15 protein-coding genes are annotated in these 17621 nt (G+C 66.0%); 14 read left to right on the top strand and 1 reads right to left on the bottom strand.

Annotation, left to right across the window (positions count from 1 at the left end; genetic code table 11):
* Positions 1-16 precede the first annotated feature (16 nt).
* The 14 genes from murD (at position 17) to OIE68_RS44485 (ending at position 16355) form a co-directional block, all read left to right on the top strand.
* The gene (gene murD, locus OIE68_RS44420) at positions 17-1462 is read left to right on the top strand and encodes a UDP-N-acetylmuramoyl-L-alanine--D-glutamate ligase (RefSeq protein ID WP_327096869.1); all 1446 of its coding nucleotides are present in this window, start codon (positions 17-19) and stop codon (positions 1460-1462) included.
* On the top strand, positions 1459-2937 hold the full coding sequence (gene ftsW, locus OIE68_RS44425) for a putative lipid II flippase FtsW (protein ID WP_327096870.1): 1479 nt from the start codon (positions 1459-1461) through the stop codon (positions 2935-2937). The genes murD and ftsW overlap by 4 nt, the downstream gene beginning before the upstream one ends.
* Positions 2934-4061, top strand: coding sequence for an undecaprenyldiphospho-muramoylpentapeptide beta-N-acetylglucosaminyltransferase (gene murG, locus OIE68_RS44430; protein ID WP_327096871.1), 1128 nt, complete (start codon positions 2934-2936; stop codon positions 4059-4061). The genes ftsW and murG overlap by 4 nt, the downstream gene beginning before the upstream one ends.
* Before the next feature lie 92 nt (positions 4062-4153).
* Positions 4154-5593: a UDP-N-acetylmuramate--L-alanine ligase gene (gene murC / locus OIE68_RS44435; RefSeq protein WP_327102026.1), complete on the top strand. Its 1440-nt coding sequence runs from the start codon at positions 4154-4156 to the stop codon at positions 5591-5593.
* Between the two features lie 6 nt (positions 5594-5599).
* Positions 5600-6292, top strand: coding sequence for a cell division protein FtsQ/DivIB (locus OIE68_RS44440; RefSeq protein WP_327096872.1), 693 nt, complete (start codon positions 5600-5602; stop codon positions 6290-6292).
* A gap of 321 nt (positions 6293-6613) precedes the next feature.
* Entirely contained in the window at positions 6614-7852 is a 1239-nt protein-coding gene (ftsZ, locus tag OIE68_RS44445; protein WP_327096873.1) for a cell division protein FtsZ, read from the top strand.
* Positions 7853-8063: 211 nt separating this feature from the next.
* Positions 8064-8759 (top strand): peptidoglycan editing factor PgeF, encoded by a 696-nt coding sequence (gene pgeF / locus OIE68_RS44450; protein WP_327096874.1) that lies wholly within the window; start codon positions 8064-8066, stop codon positions 8757-8759.
* Positions 8756-9505 (top strand): YggS family pyridoxal phosphate-dependent enzyme, encoded by a 750-nt coding sequence (locus tag OIE68_RS44455; RefSeq protein ID WP_327096875.1) that lies wholly within the window; start codon positions 8756-8758, stop codon positions 9503-9505. The genes pgeF and OIE68_RS44455 overlap by 4 nt, the downstream gene beginning before the upstream one ends.
* A gap of 105 nt (positions 9506-9610) precedes the next feature.
* Positions 9611-10387 carry a cell division protein SepF gene (locus OIE68_RS44460; protein WP_327096876.1) on the top strand — a complete coding sequence of 259 codons (777 nt, stop codon included), beginning with the start codon at positions 9611-9613 and terminating at the stop codon, positions 10385-10387.
* Between the two features lie 89 nt (positions 10388-10476).
* Entirely contained in the window at positions 10477-10767 is a 291-nt protein-coding gene (locus OIE68_RS44465; RefSeq protein ID WP_040688811.1) for a YggT family protein, read from the top strand.
* Positions 10768-10847: 80 nt separating this feature from the next.
* The gene (locus OIE68_RS44470) at positions 10848-11711 is read left to right on the top strand and encodes a DivIVA domain-containing protein (protein ID WP_040688660.1); all 864 of its coding nucleotides are present in this window, start codon (positions 10848-10850) and stop codon (positions 11709-11711) included.
* 87 nt (positions 11712-11798) lie between these two features.
* Positions 11799-11999, top strand: coding sequence for a hypothetical protein (locus tag OIE68_RS44475; RefSeq protein ID WP_327096877.1), 201 nt, complete (start codon positions 11799-11801; stop codon positions 11997-11999).
* A gap of 294 nt (positions 12000-12293) precedes the next feature.
* On the top strand, positions 12294-15467 hold the full coding sequence (gene ileS / locus OIE68_RS44480) for an isoleucine--tRNA ligase (protein ID WP_327096878.1): 3174 nt from the start codon (positions 12294-12296) through the stop codon (positions 15465-15467).
* 354 nt (positions 15468-15821) lie between these two features.
* Complete coding sequence (locus OIE68_RS44485) at positions 15822-16355, top strand: NlpC/P60 family protein (RefSeq protein WP_419150652.1); 534 nt, start codon at positions 15822-15824, stop codon at positions 16353-16355.
* 142 nt (positions 16356-16497) lie between these two features.
* Here the strand turns inward: OIE68_RS44485 and OIE68_RS44490 are convergent, their stop codons facing one another.
* Positions 16498-17373 carry a UTP--glucose-1-phosphate uridylyltransferase gene (locus OIE68_RS44490; protein ID WP_327096879.1) on the bottom strand — a complete coding sequence of 292 codons (876 nt, stop codon included), beginning with the start codon at positions 17371-17373 and terminating at the stop codon, positions 16498-16500.
* Positions 17374-17621 lie beyond the last annotated feature (248 nt).

Consider the following 17621-nt stretch of genomic DNA (forward strand, 5'->3'; position numbering starts at 1 on the left):
GCGAACACCGGGGCCTATGCTCGAATTCCTGCGTGGCCGTGACGTTCTGGTGGCCGGATGGGGTGTCTCGGGTCGCTCGTTGATCGAACCGCTGCGCGATATCGGCGCGCGTCCGGTGGTCACCGACGGTGGTGCCGCCGCATTGGCCGAGGCGGCCGGGCTCGGTCTGGACATCGCGACCTGCACCGAACTGGAAACCGCGGACTGGAGCCGCTTCGCACTGGTCATCACCAGCCCGGGCTGGCGGCCGGATTCGCCGGTGCTCGCCGCCGCGGTGACCGAGGGCACCCCGGTCTGGGGCGATGTCGAATTCGCCTGGTGGGTCGATCAGGCCAGGATCTACGGTCCGGTCCGCAAATGGCTGGTGGTGACCGGTACCAACGGCAAGACCACCACCACCTCGATGGTGCATTCGATCCTGCGCGCGGCCGGTATCGCCAGTGTCGCCTGCGGCAACATCGGACTGCCGATCCTGGATGCGCTGCGCCGCAATCCCGGTCCGCAGGTGCTGGCGGTCGAGCTGTCCTCGTTCCAATTGCATTGGGCGCCTTCGGTGCGGCCCGAGGCCGGTGTGGTGCTGAATGTGGCCGAGGATCACCTGGATTGGCACGGCGGCCTCGATGCCTACGCCGCCGCCAAGTCCAGGGCGCTCTACGGCCGGGTCGGTGTGGTCGGGCTCGACGATCCGGTGGCCGCCTCGCTGGCCCGGCGCAGTAAGGCGCGCCGGACGGTCGGCTTCCGGATCGGCGTACCCGCCGACGGCGAACTCGGTGTTGTGGACGGCAAACTGCTCGACCGCGCCTTCACCAAGGCCGCCATCCTCGCCGAGGTCGGTGATATCAGCCCCAAGGGACCCGCCGGTGTCGCCGACGCTCTCGCTGCCGCCGCGCTGACCAGGGCCATCGATGTGGCACCGCAATTCGTGCGGGAAGGTCTCATCGAGCACAAGGTCGGTCCGCACCGGGCCGCCTTCGTGCGCGAGGTGGCCGGTGTCGAATTCATCGATGACTCCAAGGCCACCAACCCGCATGCCGCCCGCTCGTCGATTCTCGGTCACCCGCAGGTGGTCTGGATCGCGGGTGGGCAGCTGAAGGGCGCGTCGGTAGACGATCTGGTCGAGGAGATCGCCGATCGCCTCGTCGCCGCCGTGCTGATCGGCGCCGACTCGCCGGTGATCGCGGCCGCATTGGCGCGACACGCACCCGAGGTCCCGGTTGTCGAGGTCCGCGCGGGAGACCATGCAGGAATGGGTGACGCTGGGATAGATGGGGGTGCGCGCGCCGACGCCGTGATGGCGCAGGCCGTGCGCGCCGCGGCCGGGCTCGCCCGTCCCGGGGACGTCGTACTGCTGGCTCCGGCCGCGGCCTCCTTGGATATGTTCGCCGACTACACCCACCGCGGGCGCAGTTTCGCCGCGGCGGTGGCCGCGCTGGAAGACGGTGACATCGGGCGGCATCTATGACCGAGACGACCCGGCGGAATCGGCTGGCGGCCACCAAATTCGGCGCCTGGCTGGCGCGCCCGCTCGCGTCGTTCCATCTCGTCGTCACGATCGCGACACTGCTGACGGTGCTCGGTCTGGTCATGGTGTTGTCGGCATCGAGCGTCGAGGCGTATGTCGACGGCGGGTCGGCGTATTCGCTGTTCATCCAGCAGGCCATGTTCGCCGCGATCGGCGCGGTGCTGTTCTATCTGGCACTGCGGATTTCGTTGCGGCGACTGCGGCAATGGTCGTTTCCGCTGTTCGCGATCTCGGTGCTGGCGCTGTTGCTGGTGCTGATTCCCGGCATCGGCTCCGAGGTGCAGGGTGCGCGGCGCTGGTTCTTCCTCGGGCCGGTCTCGGTGCAGCCATCGGAGATCGTGAAGGTGACGCTGGTGGTGTGGGGTGCGCATCTGCTCGCCTCGCGCCGCTCGGAACAAGCCGGCTTGAAGGACATTCTGGTGCCGCTGGTGCCTGCCGGTCTGCTGGTGTGTCTGCTCGTCGTGCTGGAGCCGAATCTGTCGACCACCATCGCGCTGGGCATCGTGCTCGCCGCACTGCTGTGGTTCGGCGGGCTGCCGGTGCGGCTGTTCGTCACCATCGCGATTTCGGGCATGATCGCCGCGGGCATACTCGCGCTGTCCGCCGGATATCGCTCGGACCGGATGCGCGCCTTCTTCAATCCGGGCGACGATCCGCAGGGCATCAATTACCAAGCGCGCCAGGCGCTGTACTCGCTGGCCGACGGCGGGATCTGGGGTCGCGGCCTCGGCCAGAGCCGCGCCAAATGGCAGTACCTGCCGAACGCGCACAACGACTTCATCTTCGCCATCATCGGCGAGGAACTCGGATTCCTCGGCTGCGCACTGGTTCTGGGCCTGTTCGCGCTGTTCGTCTACACCGGCCTGCGCATCGCGAGCCGTTCGGTCGATCCTTTCCTGCGGCTGCTCACTGCGACCGCGACGACCTGGATCACCGGCCAGGCGCTGATCAACATCGGCTACGTGGTCAACCTGCTCCCGGTGACCGGTCTGCAGCTGCCGCTGGTTTCGGCGGGCGGTTCGTCGCTGGCGATCACCCTGTTCATGTTCGGCATCATCGCCAATGCGGCCAGGCATGAGCCCGAGGCCATTTCGGCGCTGCAGGCCGGACAGGACGGCAGATTCAGCCGACTGCTGCGACTGCCCAAGCCGGAGGTGTACTCACCGGCGAAGGCGGATGCGGCACGTGCGCGCTCGGCCGCGGCCAAGGCCAAGGCGGCCGAGCAGCGGGCACGTGCCGAGCGGGCCAAGGCCGACCGCGCGCGGGCCGCACTGCCGCAGGGGCGGCGCGGCCAGTCCGAATCCGGTCGGCGGCGCGTGCCCGAGAGCCGAGGAACGAGTTCACTGCGGGCGACCAGGGCATGGGAGCCGAGCTATCCGATAAACCATGCGAGAGATCGGGGAAGATCCAGGTGAGTGCGGAGCGACCCCGCAAACCACTGTCGGTGATCGTCGCGGGCGGTGGTACCGCGGGACATATCGAGCCCGCGCTGGCCGTCGCCGACGCGCTGCGACGACTCGACGATTCGATCCGGGTCACCGCACTCGGTACCGAACGCGGACTCGAGACCAAACTGGTGCCTGAGCGCGGCTATCCGCTGGAGTTGATCCCGCCGGTGCCGTTGCCGCGCAAGCCGAGCGCGGATCTGCTGCGGCTGCCCGGTCGTGTCCGCGCCTCGGTGGCCAAGACCAGGGCGGTCATCGATGCGGTCGAGGCCGATGTGATCGTCGGCTTCGGCGGCTATGTCGCACTGCCCGCCTATCTCGCCGCGGGCCGTGGCGCGCTCGGCCGCAGGCGCGCGGTGCCGGTGGTGGTGCACGAGGCGAATGCCAAGGCGGGTATCGCCAACAAGGTCGGTGCCAGGCGCGCGGCCAGAGTGCTTGCCGCCGTCCCCGGTTCGGGTCTGGCCAAGGCCGAGGTCATCGGTATTCCGGTGCGCGGGTCCATTACCTCGCTGGATCGGGCCGCATTGCAGGCCGAGGCCCGTGCTCATTTCGGCCTGCCCGCCGAGGGGCCGGTCCTGCTCGTCTTCGGTGGCTCGCAGGGTGCGGTCTCGTTGAACAAGGCGATCTCCGGCGCGGCGCCACAGCTGGCCGCGGCGGGCGTCTCGGTGCTGCACGCGCATGGACCCAAGAACACCCTCGAGGTCCAGGAATCGGAGGAGGGTGGGGCCCGGTATATCGCGGTGCCGTATCTTTCCCGGATGGACCTGGCCTATGCCGCCGCCGACGCGGTCGTCTGCCGCTCCGGCGCGATGACCGTCGCCGAGGTGTCGGCGGTCGGTCTGCCCGCTTTCTATGTGCCGCTGCCGCACGGCAACGGTGAGCAGGAACTCAATGCCAGGCCGATCGTCCGTCAGGGGGGTGGCAGAATCGTCCCCGATGCCGAGCTGACCCCGAAATATGTGATCGACGAGGTGATACCGCTGCTGACCGACCACACACGGCTGATCGAAATGAGCCTGTCCGCCGCAGGCGCCGGACACCGCGACGCTGCCGACGAGCTGGCGCGCATTGTCGTCGAGGTGAGCGGCCGGTGACCACGGGAGCCGATGCCACCGAATCCGGGGCGGTCGAACCCGGCGCCGACGAGGCGCGCTCGGCCCTGCCGCCCGAATTGGCGCGCGTGCATATGGTCGGGATCGGTGGGGCGGGCATGTCCGGCATCGCCCGCATCCTGCTCTCGCGCGGGGGCTCGGTCTCCGGCTCGGATGCCAAGGAGAGTCGCGGTGTGCTCGCGTTGCGGGCCCGGGGCGCGCAGGTGCGCATCGGTCACGATGCCAGCGCCCTCGATCTGCTGCCCGGCGGCCCGACCGCGGTGGTCACCACCTATGCGGCCATCCCGAAGACCAATCCCGAACTGGTCGAGGCGAATCGGCGCGATATTCCGGTGCTGTTGCGACCCGCCGTGCTTGCCTCGCTGATGCAGGGACATCGCACGCTGCTGGTCTCGGGCACGCACGGCAAGACCTCGACCACCTCCATGCTGATCGTGTCGTTGCAGCACTGCGGGTTCGATCCGTCCTTCGCGGTCGGCGGTGAACTCAACGAGGCGGGCACCAATGCCCACCACGGCACCGGCGAGATCTTCGTCGCCGAGGCCGACGAGAGCGACGGCTCTTTGCTGCAATACGAGCCGGATGTCGCCGTGGTCACCAATATCGAATCCGATCACCTGGACTTCTTCGGTTCTGATGAGGCCTATGTCCAGGTCTTCGACGATTTCGCCGACCGTCTCGGCCCCGGCGGGCTGCTGGTGGTGTGTTTGGACGATCCCGGTTCGCGGGCGCTGGCCGAGCGGGTCGGTGCGCGATTGGCGGAGAAGAACGTTCGGGTGCTCGGCTACGGGTCGGGCGAGCTGTCCGACGCGCCGGTATCTGTGGGTGTGCGGCTGCACAGTTGGGAGCCGCGCGATGTCGGCGGGCTGGCCCAGTTCCAGCTCGCCGATGAGGCCGCGCCGCGCACCCTGCGACTCGCCGTGCCCGGTCGGCATATGGCGCTCAACGCGCTGGCCGCGCTGCTCGCCGCACGAGCCGCCGGTGCGGATATGGACGAAATCATCCAGGGGCTGGAGGGTTTCGGTGGTGTGCATCGCCGGTTCCAATTCGTGGGCCGGGAAAACGGGGTGCGCGTCTTCGACGATTACGCCCACCACCCGACCGAGGTGCGCGCGGTACTCGGCGCAGCCGCGGAGCTGGTACAGCAGGAGGCCCGCGACGGTGCGCGCTCCCGACAGGGCCGGGTCATCGTGGTGTTCCAGCCGCACCTCTACAGCCGCACCGCAACCTTCGCCCAGGATTTCGGCGCGGCGCTGAGCCTTGCCGACGAGGTCGTCGTGCTCGATGTCTACGGTGCGCGCGAAAAGCCGCTGCCCGGAATCAACGGCGCACTCGTCGCACAAGCCGTCACGAAACCCGTGCACTACCAGCCGGATATGTCGCGGGTCGGTCGTCAGGCCGCGGGTCTGGCACTGCCCGGCGATGTGGTGATCACCATGGGTGCGGGCGATGTGACGATGCTCGGCAGCCAGATTCTCGATGGGCTGCGAGCTCGTCCGCAATACGGGCGGTGACCCGCGATGCGAACCGCGGGTGACTGGTTCGACCGGGCACACCGGGGTCGCCTGCGCCTGTGGGGTTTGCTCGGCGTGTGCGTCCTTACCGTTGTCGTTGTACTGGCCTGGTTCACCCCGGTGCTCTCGGCGAGCACGGTCGAGATCGACGGTTTGGTCGCGGTGCCCGAGGAACAGGTGCGCGACAAACTCGAGATCCCGTCCGGCCGCTCGATGTTGCGCATCGACACCGATGCGATGGCCAGGCGGGTGGCCGGCATTCCGAAAGTCCGCACTGCACGGGTGCAACGCGTATTTCCGTCCACCGTCAAGGTAACGGTGGTGGAGCGCACGCCAGTACTGTTCTGGGACAGTCCGCAAGGCGCGCATCTGCTTGATGCGGAGGGTGTGGAGTTCGCGATCGAAGACGCCCCCATCGGCGTTCCGAAGCTCACCACCGAACATGCCGGCGGCGACGATCCGGTCACCCGGGCCGCGGCCTCGGTTCTGGCGGTACTACCCGCGGCGCTGGTCGTGCAAGTGGACGAGGTTGTCGCGCGGTCGATTTCGAATATTTCGCTGAACCTGCGCGATGGCCGCACGGTAGTGTGGGGGGGAATTAATGACGCGGAACGCAAGGCGGCCGTGGTGATGCCGCTGTTGACCCGCGATGGAACGGTGTTCGATGTTTCGAGTCCGAATCTGGTCACGGTAAAGTGATCGATACCCATTGTGCCCAGGGGTTTTTCGATGGAACTGTGACCGCAGTGGGAACAGCCCAGCGAGACCGGGGGTTCGGGGGCAACCGTTCACGATACGACGTGTTGCGCGGCGAGACGAGAGGGATCGCAAGATTCTGTCAGTCGTTTCGGCGCGCCTGCGCGCCTATCGCGGCGGCTGCGAATAGCGTTCCGCAGCAGTCGGATACTTGACATAACGCTAACCCTGTGGTTGAGGTTTAGGGTTTGCCCGGACTTGCCACAGGCCGAATGTCGAGAATTCGAAAACGACAGACTTTAGATCGAAGGAAGGCGAGAGCCCATGACGCCCCCGCACAACTACCTTGCTGTGATCAAGGTCGTCGGTATCGGCGGCGGCGGCGTGAATGCCGTCAACCGGATGATCGAACAGGGACTCAAGGGAGTCGAGTTCATCGCGGTCAACACCGACGCGCAGGCGCTGCTGATGAGCGATGCCGACGTCAAACTCGACGTCGGCCGTGAGCTCACGCGCGGTCTCGGCGCCGGTGCCGACCCGGAGGTCGGTCGCAAGGCTGCCGAGGATCACAAGGACGAGATCGAAGAGGTGCTCAAGGGCGCCGACATGGTCTTCGTCACCGCGGGTGAGGGCGGCGGCACCGGTACCGGTGGCGCGCCTGTCGTCGCGAGCATCGCGCGCAAACTCGGCGCGCTCACCATCGGTGTGGTCACCAGGCCGTTCTCCTTCGAGGGCAAGCGCCGTGGCAACCAGGCCGAGGTGGGCATCAACCTGCTGCGCGAATCCTGCGACACGCTCATCGTCATTCCGAACGATCGGCTGTTGCAGCTCGGCGATGCCGCGGTCAGTCTGATGGACGCCTTCCGCTCCGCCGATGAGGTGCTGCTCAACGGTGTGCAGGGCATCACCGACCTGATCACCACCCCGGGTCTGATCAACGTCGACTTCGCCGACGTGAAGAGCGTGATGTCCGGCGCGGGAAGCGCTTTGATGGGTATCGGCTCGGCACGCGGCGAGGGTCGTTCGGTCAAGGCCGCTGAATCGGCCATCAATTCGCCACTGCTCGAGGCATCGATGGATGGTGCGCACGGCGTACTGCTCTCGATCGCGGGCGGTTCGGATCTGGGTCTGTTCGAGATCAACGAGGCGGCCTCGCTGGTGCAGGAGGCCGCGCATATCGAGGCGAATATCATCTTCGGTACCGTCATCGACGATTCGCTCGGCGATGAGGTTCGCGTCACGGTGATCGCGGCCGGTTTCGACGGCGGCGGTCCGGCCAGGCGCACGTTCGAGGCGGGCCGCGGCGCGATCGGTTCGGGCCGGGCCGGTGAGGTCGGCCAGACCAGCCGGACCAGTGAGATCGCCGCCGCCTCGCGTACCGAAACCACCTCCGCCGCAGGTCAAACCAGCTCCACTCGGGGTGCGGTGCCCAGCTACCGGGATTCCGAGCGGGCGCGGACGCTGGCCGAGCCGACGGCAACGCACAATACGCGCTCGCATATCGAGCCGCCGGATTCCGATGACGACGACGATGTCGACGTGCCCTCGTTCATGCGCCGGTAGGTCATAAGCAAATCGCAAGGCCGGACTGGCACACTGGGCGGTATGCCCAAGCAACAACTGATCTCGTACGTACATGGGTAACTCGTCGGGGACGCCCAGCACTCAGCCAGGCACACGGCCGTCGGCCCGCGACGGTGCCGTTGACACGCTCGACGACCGGCGAAAGTTCCGGGGAGGCGGGGGAGCAGCGCCGACATCAACCGTTCGACGAGTGACGACCACCAGAGCGGGCGGTTTCTCGGCGTCGCCATACGATTCGTTCAATCTCGGGGATCATGTGGGGGACGACCCGGCGACCGTTCAGCGGAACCGGGACCGGCTGGCCGAGGGTATCGGCCTGACACCGGATCGGCTCGTGTGGATGGAACAGATCCACGGGCGCAATGTCGAAATCATCGATGGGCCACGGGATGCGCCGGTGCCCGCCACCGACGCACTGGTGACGACCGTGCCGGGGCTGGCACTGGTGGTGCTCACCGCGGACTGCGTACCGGTCCTGCTATCCGATGACGAAGCAGGTGTGATCGCGGCCGTGCACGCCGGGCGAATCGGTGCGCGCATCGGCATCATGCCGCGGGTATTGGACGCGATGGTTTCGGCCGGCGCTCGCGTCGAGCGGATCGGAGCCTTCCTGGGTCCGGCCGCATCGGGTCGTCAATACGAGGTGCCCGCCGCGATGCGCGCCGATGTCGAGGCGCATCTGCCGGGCAGTGCGACAACCACCGTGCGCGGCACACCCGGACTCGACCTGCGCGCCGGGATCAGCAGGCAGCTCACCGAAGCCGGAATCGGTGGGGTGGCCCTCGATCCGCGCTGCACGATCGAGGACAAGACGCTGTTCAGTCATCGCCGCGGCGCACCGACCGGGCGCATGGCCGGTGTCATCTGGATGCAGGCGGACGCATGAGTACGGAATCCATTGCGACCGAGGCCATGGACGGCCGGACCGCCGAACTCGCGGCGAATCTCGCCGATCTGAACAAGCGAATCGGCGCGGCTTGTCATGCTGCCGGACGTGATCCGGACTCGGTGCGGCTGCTGCCCGTGACGAAGTTCTTCCCGGCCACCGATATCGCCATCCTGCATCGCTTGGGCTGCAGGGAATTCGGCGAGTCCAGGGAGCAGGAGGCCACCGCGAAGGTCGCCGAACTGGCCGACCTCGCGGATGTGCGCTGGCACATGGTCGGTCGGCTGCAGCGCAACAAGGCTCGGATCGTCGCGCGCTGGGCACATGCGGTGCACTCGGTCGACAGCGAACGCCTGGCAACGGCCCTTGACGCCGCGGCGCGGGCCGCCTTGGCGGCGGGGGAGCGCGGCGAACCGGTTCGCGTCTTGATGCAGGTTAGCCTGGACGAGGATCCGGGTCGCGGTGGCGTCGCGCCGGAAGATCTTGCGGCACTGGCCGATCGGGTGGCCACCGCGCCGGGGCTGCAGCTCGCGGGCTTGATGGCGATTCCCCCGCTCGACGCCGTGCCCGACGATGCTTTTGCACGCCTTGCGCATTTGCACTCGCTAGTACGCGCGGACCATCCGGAAGCGACCGAACTCTCCGCAGGCATGTCGAGTGATCTGGAATCGGCGATCGAACACGGTTCTACCTGTGTGCGTGTCGGTACCGCCTTGATGGGCGCTCGACCGATAACCTCGGCGTAGCAAAGAAACCTCATCAGTCACATTCGACACATATGCTGGGACTGGAGAGGACTGAGCAAGACTTCAACACCCGGCCGCCACCGGGGCCGAAGGAAGGTCTATGAAATGAGCACGCTGCACAAGTTCAAGGCGTACTTCGGCATGGTTCCGCTCGAGGATTACGAAGACGACTATGTCGCCGAGCCGACCCCCCGGGGTGTGGACGAGCGCGGCTCACGTCGTCCCCGGCCCCGTGACTATTCCGAGCGCGCCGGTTACGGCGCGGACCGCTATGCCGAAGACCGCTACGACGACGAGCCGGATTACCCTGAGCCGGCGTACAAGTCGCCGTACAAGGCGGGATACCCGGTGTCTCGGCGCGACGATTATGTCGACGAGCCCTATGCGGACGACCGCTATGACGCGCGGCCGCGCCCCACCAGGATCGATGCCGCGCCGGGCGCGTCCCGATTCCGTGCGGGCGGTAACGCGCCGATGCTGCGGGGAGCCACCAGGGGTGCGCTCGCCGTCGATCCCGAGGCCGAGGAGCGGCGACTGGAGGAGCGCGTGCGCCCCGAGCCCGCGCCCGCACGCCGGCCGGGGATCTTCGAGGACGGAGGTCCCTTGTCCAAGATCACGACGCTGCGCCCGCGCGACTACAGCGAGGCCCGCATCATCGGTGAGCGCTTCCGCGAGGGCAACCCGGTGATCATGGACCTGGTCGATCTGAGCAATGCCGACGCAAAGCGGCTGGTCGACTTCGCCGCCGGCCTCGCTTTCGCGCTGCGTGGCTCATTCGACAAGGTCGCGACCAAAGTGTTCCTGCTCTCACCGGCCGATGTGGATGTCTCGGCCGAAGAACGTCGCAGGATCGCCGAAACCGGCTTCTACAACCAGAAATAGCGCTGTGATCCGGGGGTTCTGTTAGACCCGTTGCGTATGGGGCGGTGTGGTCATTTTGCGCGACGCGGATTTTGGGGCAGAGTGAGGTCGTGGCCTTGTTTGCGGTGCTGTACTTCGTACTGTTCATCTTCTGGCTGTTGTTGATCAGCCGAGTGATCGTGGAGTTCATCCGCAGCTTTGCCCGAGACTGGCGCCCGAGCGGCTTCGTCGTCGTCATCCTCGAGGTGATCTTCACGATCACCGATCCTCCGGTGAAACTCCTGAGGCGCTTGATACCACCGGTGTCATTGGGAGGAATTCGGCTCGATCTGTCGATTATGGTCCTGCTTTTCGTCGTCTTCATCTCGATGACGTTTGTGGGCGGCCACGCCGACGGGTAGCCCTGGTGTGACAGAATGAACCGAGAAGATAGCTTGCTAGATCTGCTAGATCTCCAAAAGACGCGTGAAGGGATCCTTCCATGCCGCTGACCCCAGCCGATGTGCACAACGTCGCGTTCAGCAAACCGCCGATCGGGAAGCGCGGCTACAACGAGGATGAAGTAGATGCCTTCCTGGATCTCGTGGAGCAGGAGCTCTCGCGTCTGATCGAGGAGAACGCTGACCTGCGCCAGCGGGTTGCTGAACTCGATGCGGAACTGGCCGACGCCAAGAAAAATCGCGGCCCGGCCAATTCCGCCGCAGTGAAAGCACCGGTCCAGCAAGCCCCACCGCCCCCACCCGAGCCCATCAAGCCGCCGGTGCAGCAGGCCCCGCCGCCGCCTCCGATGCCGGTCGCGGCACCGGTAGCCAAGGATGCGCCGAGCGCTGATGCGAACCTGCAGGCGGCCAAGGTGCTCAGCCTCGCCCAGGAGATGGCGGACCGGCTGACCAGCGATGCGAAGCTCGAAGCCGAGAACCTGCTTTCGAATGCGCGGGCCAATTCCGAACGCCTGGTCGGCGATGCGCGAACCCGCTCGGAGGCGATGATCGCCGATGCGCGGCAGAAGTCGGACGCGATGCTGTCGGATGCCCAGACCCGTTCGGACAACCAGCTACGGCAGGCCAAAGAGAAGGCCGATGCGCTGCAGGCCGATGCCGAGCGCAAGCACACCGAGATCATGGCCACCATCACCCAGCAGCGCAGCGTGCTGGAGAGCCGGATCGAGCAGCTCAAGACCTTCGAGCGGGAATACCGCGTGCGGCTGAAGTCGTACCTGGAGTCGCAGCTCGAGGAGCTGGAGAACCGTGGCTCGGCGGTGCCGGTGGACGGCGGCGAGGCCTTCGTCGACGCCAATACCGCGAACAATCTCGCTCCTGCCTCGTTCGCCAAGGGCGCCAAGTAATCTCGTAGTAGAGAGATATCTCCGCTGTAGTTGCTGTTCGAGTAGCTAGAGGTACGCCGAGCCGCCTGGCATGCCTAGGGGGTCAATATGCTTGTTTTGACGCTCGTCCTTGCGGCGATCGGGTTCGCCCTGCTAGTGGCCGCGCTGACCACCGGGTCGGTGCTGTGGGCCTGGGGGTGCATCCTTATCTGTATCGTGGGCGCTGTGCTGTTGCTGGTGAGCGCGCTTTCTATGCGCAGCTCCGAAGGCGATACCGCGCCGCCACCTGGTCGGCATGCCAAACGGTAATCGTGGGCCCGACAATCTGGTTTGACCGTCTTGGTTAGAATCAAACATGTAATCGGCGTAGATCCGGCCATCACCGGGGAGTCTTCGGAAGAACGGTGCGCTGGCCGCACTCAGTAGAACCGAACGGGTGAGCCCGTCACAGCTCGTAACGAGAGGTCCTGGTTGGTCGCGCGGATCGGCGCGCCGCTCGGACAAGCGGGGTGGTACCGCGGTTTCGACGCAACCGGCGTCGTCATCGTCCCCGTGCTGACATATACGCGCCACGGCGCGGCGGCACGAGGAGACGTATCCGCGATGGCGGACGAACCTTCCAGCAGCGCATACCCGCGCGTCGATCTGGCAGGCCCTTTCGAGCGACCTGCAAGCAGTCGCTACGGAACCGGCGGCGGGTCATCGTCATCCTTCCCTGACCTGGAACGTCGGGTACTCGACGTTTGGGCCACCGACGACACCTTCCGCGCCAGCATCGAGAACCGTTCGGGTGCGGCGGAGTTCGTCTTCTATGACGGACCGCCGTTTGCCAACGGGTTGCCACATTATGGACATCTGCTCACCGGGTACGTCAAGGATCTGGTCCCACGTTTCCAGACAATGCGTGGCAAGCGGGTCGATCGGCGTTTCGGCTGGGACTGTCACGGACTGCCCGCGGAAATCGAAGCGGAAAAGCAGCTCGGTATCACGGACAAATCACAGATCGATGCGATGGGGCTCGCGGAATTCAACGCTGCCTGTAAATCCTCGGTGCTGCGTTACACCGGTGAATGGCGTGACTATGTGACGCGTCAGGCCCGCTGGGTCGACTTCGACAACGACTACAAGACGCTGGATCTCGACTTCATGGAGTCGGTGATGTGGGCGTTCAAGTCCCTGCACGAGAAGGGACTGATCTACCAGGGCTTCCGGGTGCTGCCCTACAGCTGGTACGAGCAGACGCCGCTGTCGAATCAGGAAACCCGGCTCGACGACGCCTACAAGATGCGCCAGGATCCGGCCGTCACCGTGGATATGGTGCTGCACGTACCCGCCGAGCATCCGCTGCACGCACTCGACGGCGTCAACGCACTGATCTGGACCACCACGCCGTGGACTCTGCCGTCGAACCTGGCGATCGCGGTGCATCCGGATGTGCGCTATGTGCACGTGCGTGCCGCCGACGGCAAGCGCTACCTGCTGGCCGCCGAACGGCTCTCGCACTACGCCCGCGAATTCGGCGATCAGCCCGAAGTGCTCGGCGAGTACGACGGCGCCGCCCTCGCGGATCTGTCGTATGCCCCGCCGTTCGACTTCTTCGTCGGCCATCCCAACGCGCACCGGGTGCTGACCGCCGACTACGTGACCACCGACTCCGGCACCGGAATCGTGCACCTCGCACCGGCTTTCGGTGAGGAGGATATGGACGTCGCCGCCGCCAACGGCATCGAAATCGTGCAGCCGCTGGATCCGGGCGGCAAGTTCACCTCGATGGTGCCCCCGTACGAAGGCCTGATGGTCTTCGACGCCAATCCGGTGATCATCAAGGATCTCAAGGCGGCCGGAAAGCTGCTGCGGCATGAGACGATCGAGCACTCCTACCCGCACAGCTGGCGTTCCGGTCAGCCGCTGATCTATATGGCGGTGCCGTCCTGGTTCGTCGCGGTGACCAAGTTCCGCGACCGGATGGTCGAGCTGAATCAGCAGATCACCTGGGTGCCCGAGCACATCCGCGACGGACAGTTCGGCAAGTGGCTCGAGGGCGCGCGGGACTGGAACATCAGCCGCAACCGCTACTGGGGCAGCCCGATCCCGGTGTGGGTCTCCGACGATCCGGCCTATCCGCGCACCGACGTGTACGGTTCGCTCGACGAACTCGAGCGTGACTTCGGTGTGCGCCCGACCGATCTGCACCGGCCGATGATCGATGAGCTGACCAGGCCGAATCCCGATGATCCGACCGGCAGGTCCACCATGCGCCGGGTGCCGGAGGTCTTGGACTGCTGGTTCGAGTCCGGCTCGATGCCCTATGCCCAGGTGCACTACCCGTTCGAGAACAAGGATTGGTTCGACAACCACTTCCCAGGCGATTTCATCGTCGAATACAACGGGCAAACCCGCGGCTGGTTCTACACCCTGCACGTGCTCTCGACCGCGCTGTTCGACAGTCCGGCCTTCAAAACCGTTGCCGCGCACGGCATCGTGCTCGGTGACGACGGGCTGAAGATGAGCAAGTCCAAGGGCAACTACCCGGATGTGAACGAGGTGTTCGACCGGGACGGCTCCGATGCGATGCGCTGGTTCCTGATGAGTTCGCCGATCCTGCGCGGCGGCAATCTCATCGTCACCGAGCGCGGCATCCGCGAGGGGGTCAGCCATGCGCTGCGCCCGCTGTGGAACGCGTGGACCTTCCTGCAGCTCTACGCCTCGAAAACCGGTGTGTGGCGCACGGATTCGCCGCATGTGCTGGACCGCTACATCCTGGCCAAGCTGGCCGCGACCCGGGATGTGATGACCGAGGCGCTCGAGATCTACGACATCGCAGGCGCCTGCGAGGAATTGCGCTCCTTCGCCGATGCGCTCACCAATTGGTATGTGCGCCGGTCGCGTTCGCGCTTCTGGGAGGAGGACCGGGATGCGGTCGACACGCTGCATACTGTGCTCGAGGTCGTCACCCGCCTGGCCGCGCCGCTGCTGCCGCTGATCTCCGAGGTGATCTGGCGCGGGCTGACCGGCGATCAATCGGTGCACCTGGCCGATTGGCCCAAGGAGGGTGAGCTGCCGAAGGATCCGGATCTGGTCGCCGCCATGGACGAGGTCCGGGTGGTCTGCTCTACGGTGCTGAGCCTGCGCAAGGCGCAGAATCTGCGGGTGCGCCTGCCGCTGGCCGAGGTCACCATCGCCGCGCCCGATGCCGAGCGGCTGCGGCCGTTCGCCGACATCATCGCCGATGAGGTGAACGTCAAGAAGGTCGACCTGACCACCGATGTCGCCGTGCACGGTCGTTTCGAGCTGGTCGTGAACGCCCGCGCCGCAGGCCCGCGTCTGGGCAAGGATGTGCAGACGGTGATCAAGGCGGTGAAGGCGGGCGAATGGTCCGAGAACGCCGCCGGTGTGGTCACCGCGGCGGGCATCGAACTGCTGCCGGAGGAGTACACCCAGCGACTGGTCGCGGCCGAACCGGAGTCGACCGCGGCCCTGCCCGGCAATGCGGGCCTGGTGGTGCTCGATTCGGTGGTGACCGAGGAGCTCGAGGCCGAGGGCTGGGCCCGCGATGTGATCCGCGATCTGCAGGAGACGCGAAAGTCCTTGGGGCTGGACGTATCCGATCGCATCACTGTGGTGCTCGCGGTGCCCGACGATAAGCAGGTCTGGGCGCAGTCCCATCGCGACCTCATCGCGGGCGAAATCCTCGCCACCGAGCTGACTTTCGGTGATCCGGGCGCGGATGCCGCCGAAATCGTCGGTAGTGTGCGGGTGTCGATCGCGAAGGTCTGACGCGGCGGCTCGGCTGGAGCACAGTCGTTCGGAACGGCAGTCGGGGCGGGATCTCGAGATCCCGCCCTGACGCACGTCTATGGCCTTGCCTTAAATGTGATACAGATCACATGCCGAGAATTAGCTGATTTCCTTGTCGTGCTCGCACAATGCCCGGCACAATCGGCATGTTGCTGCTGGTGCGCAGATCGACTTCTGTGACGGCAGTGAATGTTCGTGCTTGAACTGCTCTACCTGAAATACCTTGCGTCGCACGTGGGTGCGTGATGCAACGCAGGTCAGTGACGTGCGGATCCTTCCCTGATGGTGAGGCCGGTACCGCGCGTCGATCGGGTCGACGGAAGGGGCGAGCGCATGACCACCGGGCACAAAAAGGTATTGCGGCGGATAGCTGTTGGGTTTCTGGTATCGATCGTCATGACGCTCGTCCTGGCCGGACCGGTGCGCGGTGATACCGGAAGCGCCTCCGGTTCCGGTAGCTCCGGCTCCGCATCCGGTAGTTCCGGCAGTTCCAGCGGTTCCGCTGCCCTGCCGCTGCCGAGTATCTTCGGACTCGGCGCACTTACCGCGGCCTACACCCAGATCGGCAAACCCTACGAATGGGGCGCCACCGGCCCATTCGCCTGGGATTGCTCGGCTCTGGTCCAGTGGGCATTCCGTCAGGTCGGGGTGAAACTGCCGCGTACCACCTACGAGCAGGCCAAGGTCGGCGCGGTGGTGCCGTTCCCGGCCCTGTCGCTGGGTGATGTCGTAATCCTCAATGACGACGCCTCACATGTCGGCATCTACGCCGGCTCCGGACAAATCCTGGATGCGCACGACTGGGGCGTTCCGGTCGGTCTGCATCCACTCCGAGACTTCGACATCTACACCATCCGTCGTTTCTGATCCGGTTCGGCTACGTTTCTCCCGGACCAGCATGGTTGTGCGTGGATGGCAACGATGGGGAACGTGATGGCGATCGGGTGTTCCAGCACTGGCCGACGACGAGGTCGTGATCGTCGCCTAGCCCTAGTAGGCGAACCCGAGCTCAGTCGACGAGCTGGCGCAGCAGCGGTCCGTACTGCGGATGCGCCAGTGCCGAGGCGAATTGCGCGACCAGGTAGTCGGCCGGGTTGCCGGTGTCGTACCAGCGGCCCTGGATGACCTGGCCGAAGACCGGGTTGTCGGCGGCGTGCACATTGATCGCATCGGTGAGGTAAACCTCGCCGGTGCGATGTTCGTACCACTGCTCGGTCTGTCTGCGCAGTTCGCAGATGATGCCGGGAGTGACGACATAGCCGCCGATCGCGGCATAGTTCGACGGTGCGTCCTCGGGCTTGGGCTTTTCCCGCAGCCCGGTGATGCGCAGCAGGCCGTTGCCCTGGTCGTCCGCGACAACCGGGACGCCGTAGCGCTGGGATTCGGACGGATCCATCGGCATCAGCGCGAGCACGGGCGCGCCGGTCGCCTCATAGGCGTCGATCAGCTGCTGGGCGCGTGGCACCCCGGCGACGAAGACGTCGTCGGGCCACAGCACCAGCATGGGCTCGTCGCCGAGATTGCGGGCGGCATTGAGCACCGGGGTGCCGTTGCCGTAGGGCCCGTGCTGATCGAGGTAGGTGATATGCCCGAGCCGGGACAGCTCGCCGACCTCCTCCACCGCGTCGGCGTAGGCGTCCTTGCCGTCGGCGCGTAGTTGGGCCACCAGGGCCGGATTGGGGCGGAAATGGTCCTGGATCAGGGACTTTCCGCTGCTGACCACGATGGTGATATCGGTGATTCCGGATGCGACCAGCTCGCGGACGGTGTGCTCGATGACCGGCTTATCGCCGACCGGCAGCATCTCCTTGGGGATGGCCTTGGTCAGCGGGAGCAGCCGGGAGCCGATTCCGGCGGCCGGTATCACGGCCTTACGGATCTTCATGGTCCGATCATCACATACCCGAGCGCGTCCGAACCGGCGATCCCCAGGCTTGGGCCGGGCATGTCGAGGTGGCAACATATTGGTATCGGACCTGGTCACGGGTGGTTGGGCAGGGCAGAGAGCCGCGCTCGCTGCGTCGTCGCGCCGCGAAGTTCGATAGCAATCTCGCAGAAACTACTCGGCTGACGTCCACCCGGCACCCAGGTTGTCTGTCGTCTTCACAGGTTGACGAGGTGTTGCGCGGTGGG

This window comes from Nocardia vinacea, from assembly GCF_035920345.1.
In the GTDB taxonomy this organism is placed as follows: domain Bacteria; phylum Actinomycetota; class Actinomycetes; order Mycobacteriales; family Mycobacteriaceae; genus Nocardia; species Nocardia vinacea_A.

Coding starts and splice junctions, on each gene's coding strand:
- ftsW (WP_327096870.1), top strand. CDS start 1,459: ATGACCGAGACGACCCGGCGGAATCGGCTGGCGGCCACCAAATTCGGC.
- OIE68_RS44475 (WP_327096877.1), top strand. CDS start 11,799: ATGCTTGTTTTGACGCTCGTCCTTGCGGCGATCGGGTTCGCCCTGCTA.
- ileS (WP_327096878.1), top strand. CDS start 12,294: ATGGCGGACGAACCTTCCAGCAGCGCATACCCGCGCGTCGATCTGGCA.
- OIE68_RS44490 (WP_327096879.1), bottom strand. CDS start 17,373: ATGAAGATCCGTAAGGCCGTGATACCGGCCGCCGGAATCGGCTCCCGG.
- OIE68_RS44460 (WP_327096876.1), top strand. CDS start 9,611: ATGAGCACGCTGCACAAGTTCAAGGCGTACTTCGGCATGGTTCCGCTC.
- OIE68_RS44485 (WP_419150652.1), top strand. CDS start 15,822: ATGACCACCGGGCACAAAAAGGTATTGCGGCGGATAGCTGTTGGGTTT.
- OIE68_RS44470 (WP_040688660.1), top strand. CDS start 10,848: ATGCCGCTGACCCCAGCCGATGTGCACAACGTCGCGTTCAGCAAACCG.
- murC (WP_327102026.1), top strand. CDS start 4,154: ATGGTCGGGATCGGTGGGGCGGGCATGTCCGGCATCGCCCGCATCCTG.
- murD (WP_327096869.1), top strand. CDS start 17: ATGCTCGAATTCCTGCGTGGCCGTGACGTTCTGGTGGCCGGATGGGGT.
- OIE68_RS44455 (WP_327096875.1), top strand. CDS start 8,756: ATGAGTACGGAATCCATTGCGACCGAGGCCATGGACGGCCGGACCGCC.
- ftsZ (WP_327096873.1), top strand. CDS start 6,614: ATGACGCCCCCGCACAACTACCTTGCTGTGATCAAGGTCGTCGGTATC.
- OIE68_RS44440 (WP_327096872.1), top strand. CDS start 5,600: ATGCGAACCGCGGGTGACTGGTTCGACCGGGCACACCGGGGTCGCCTG.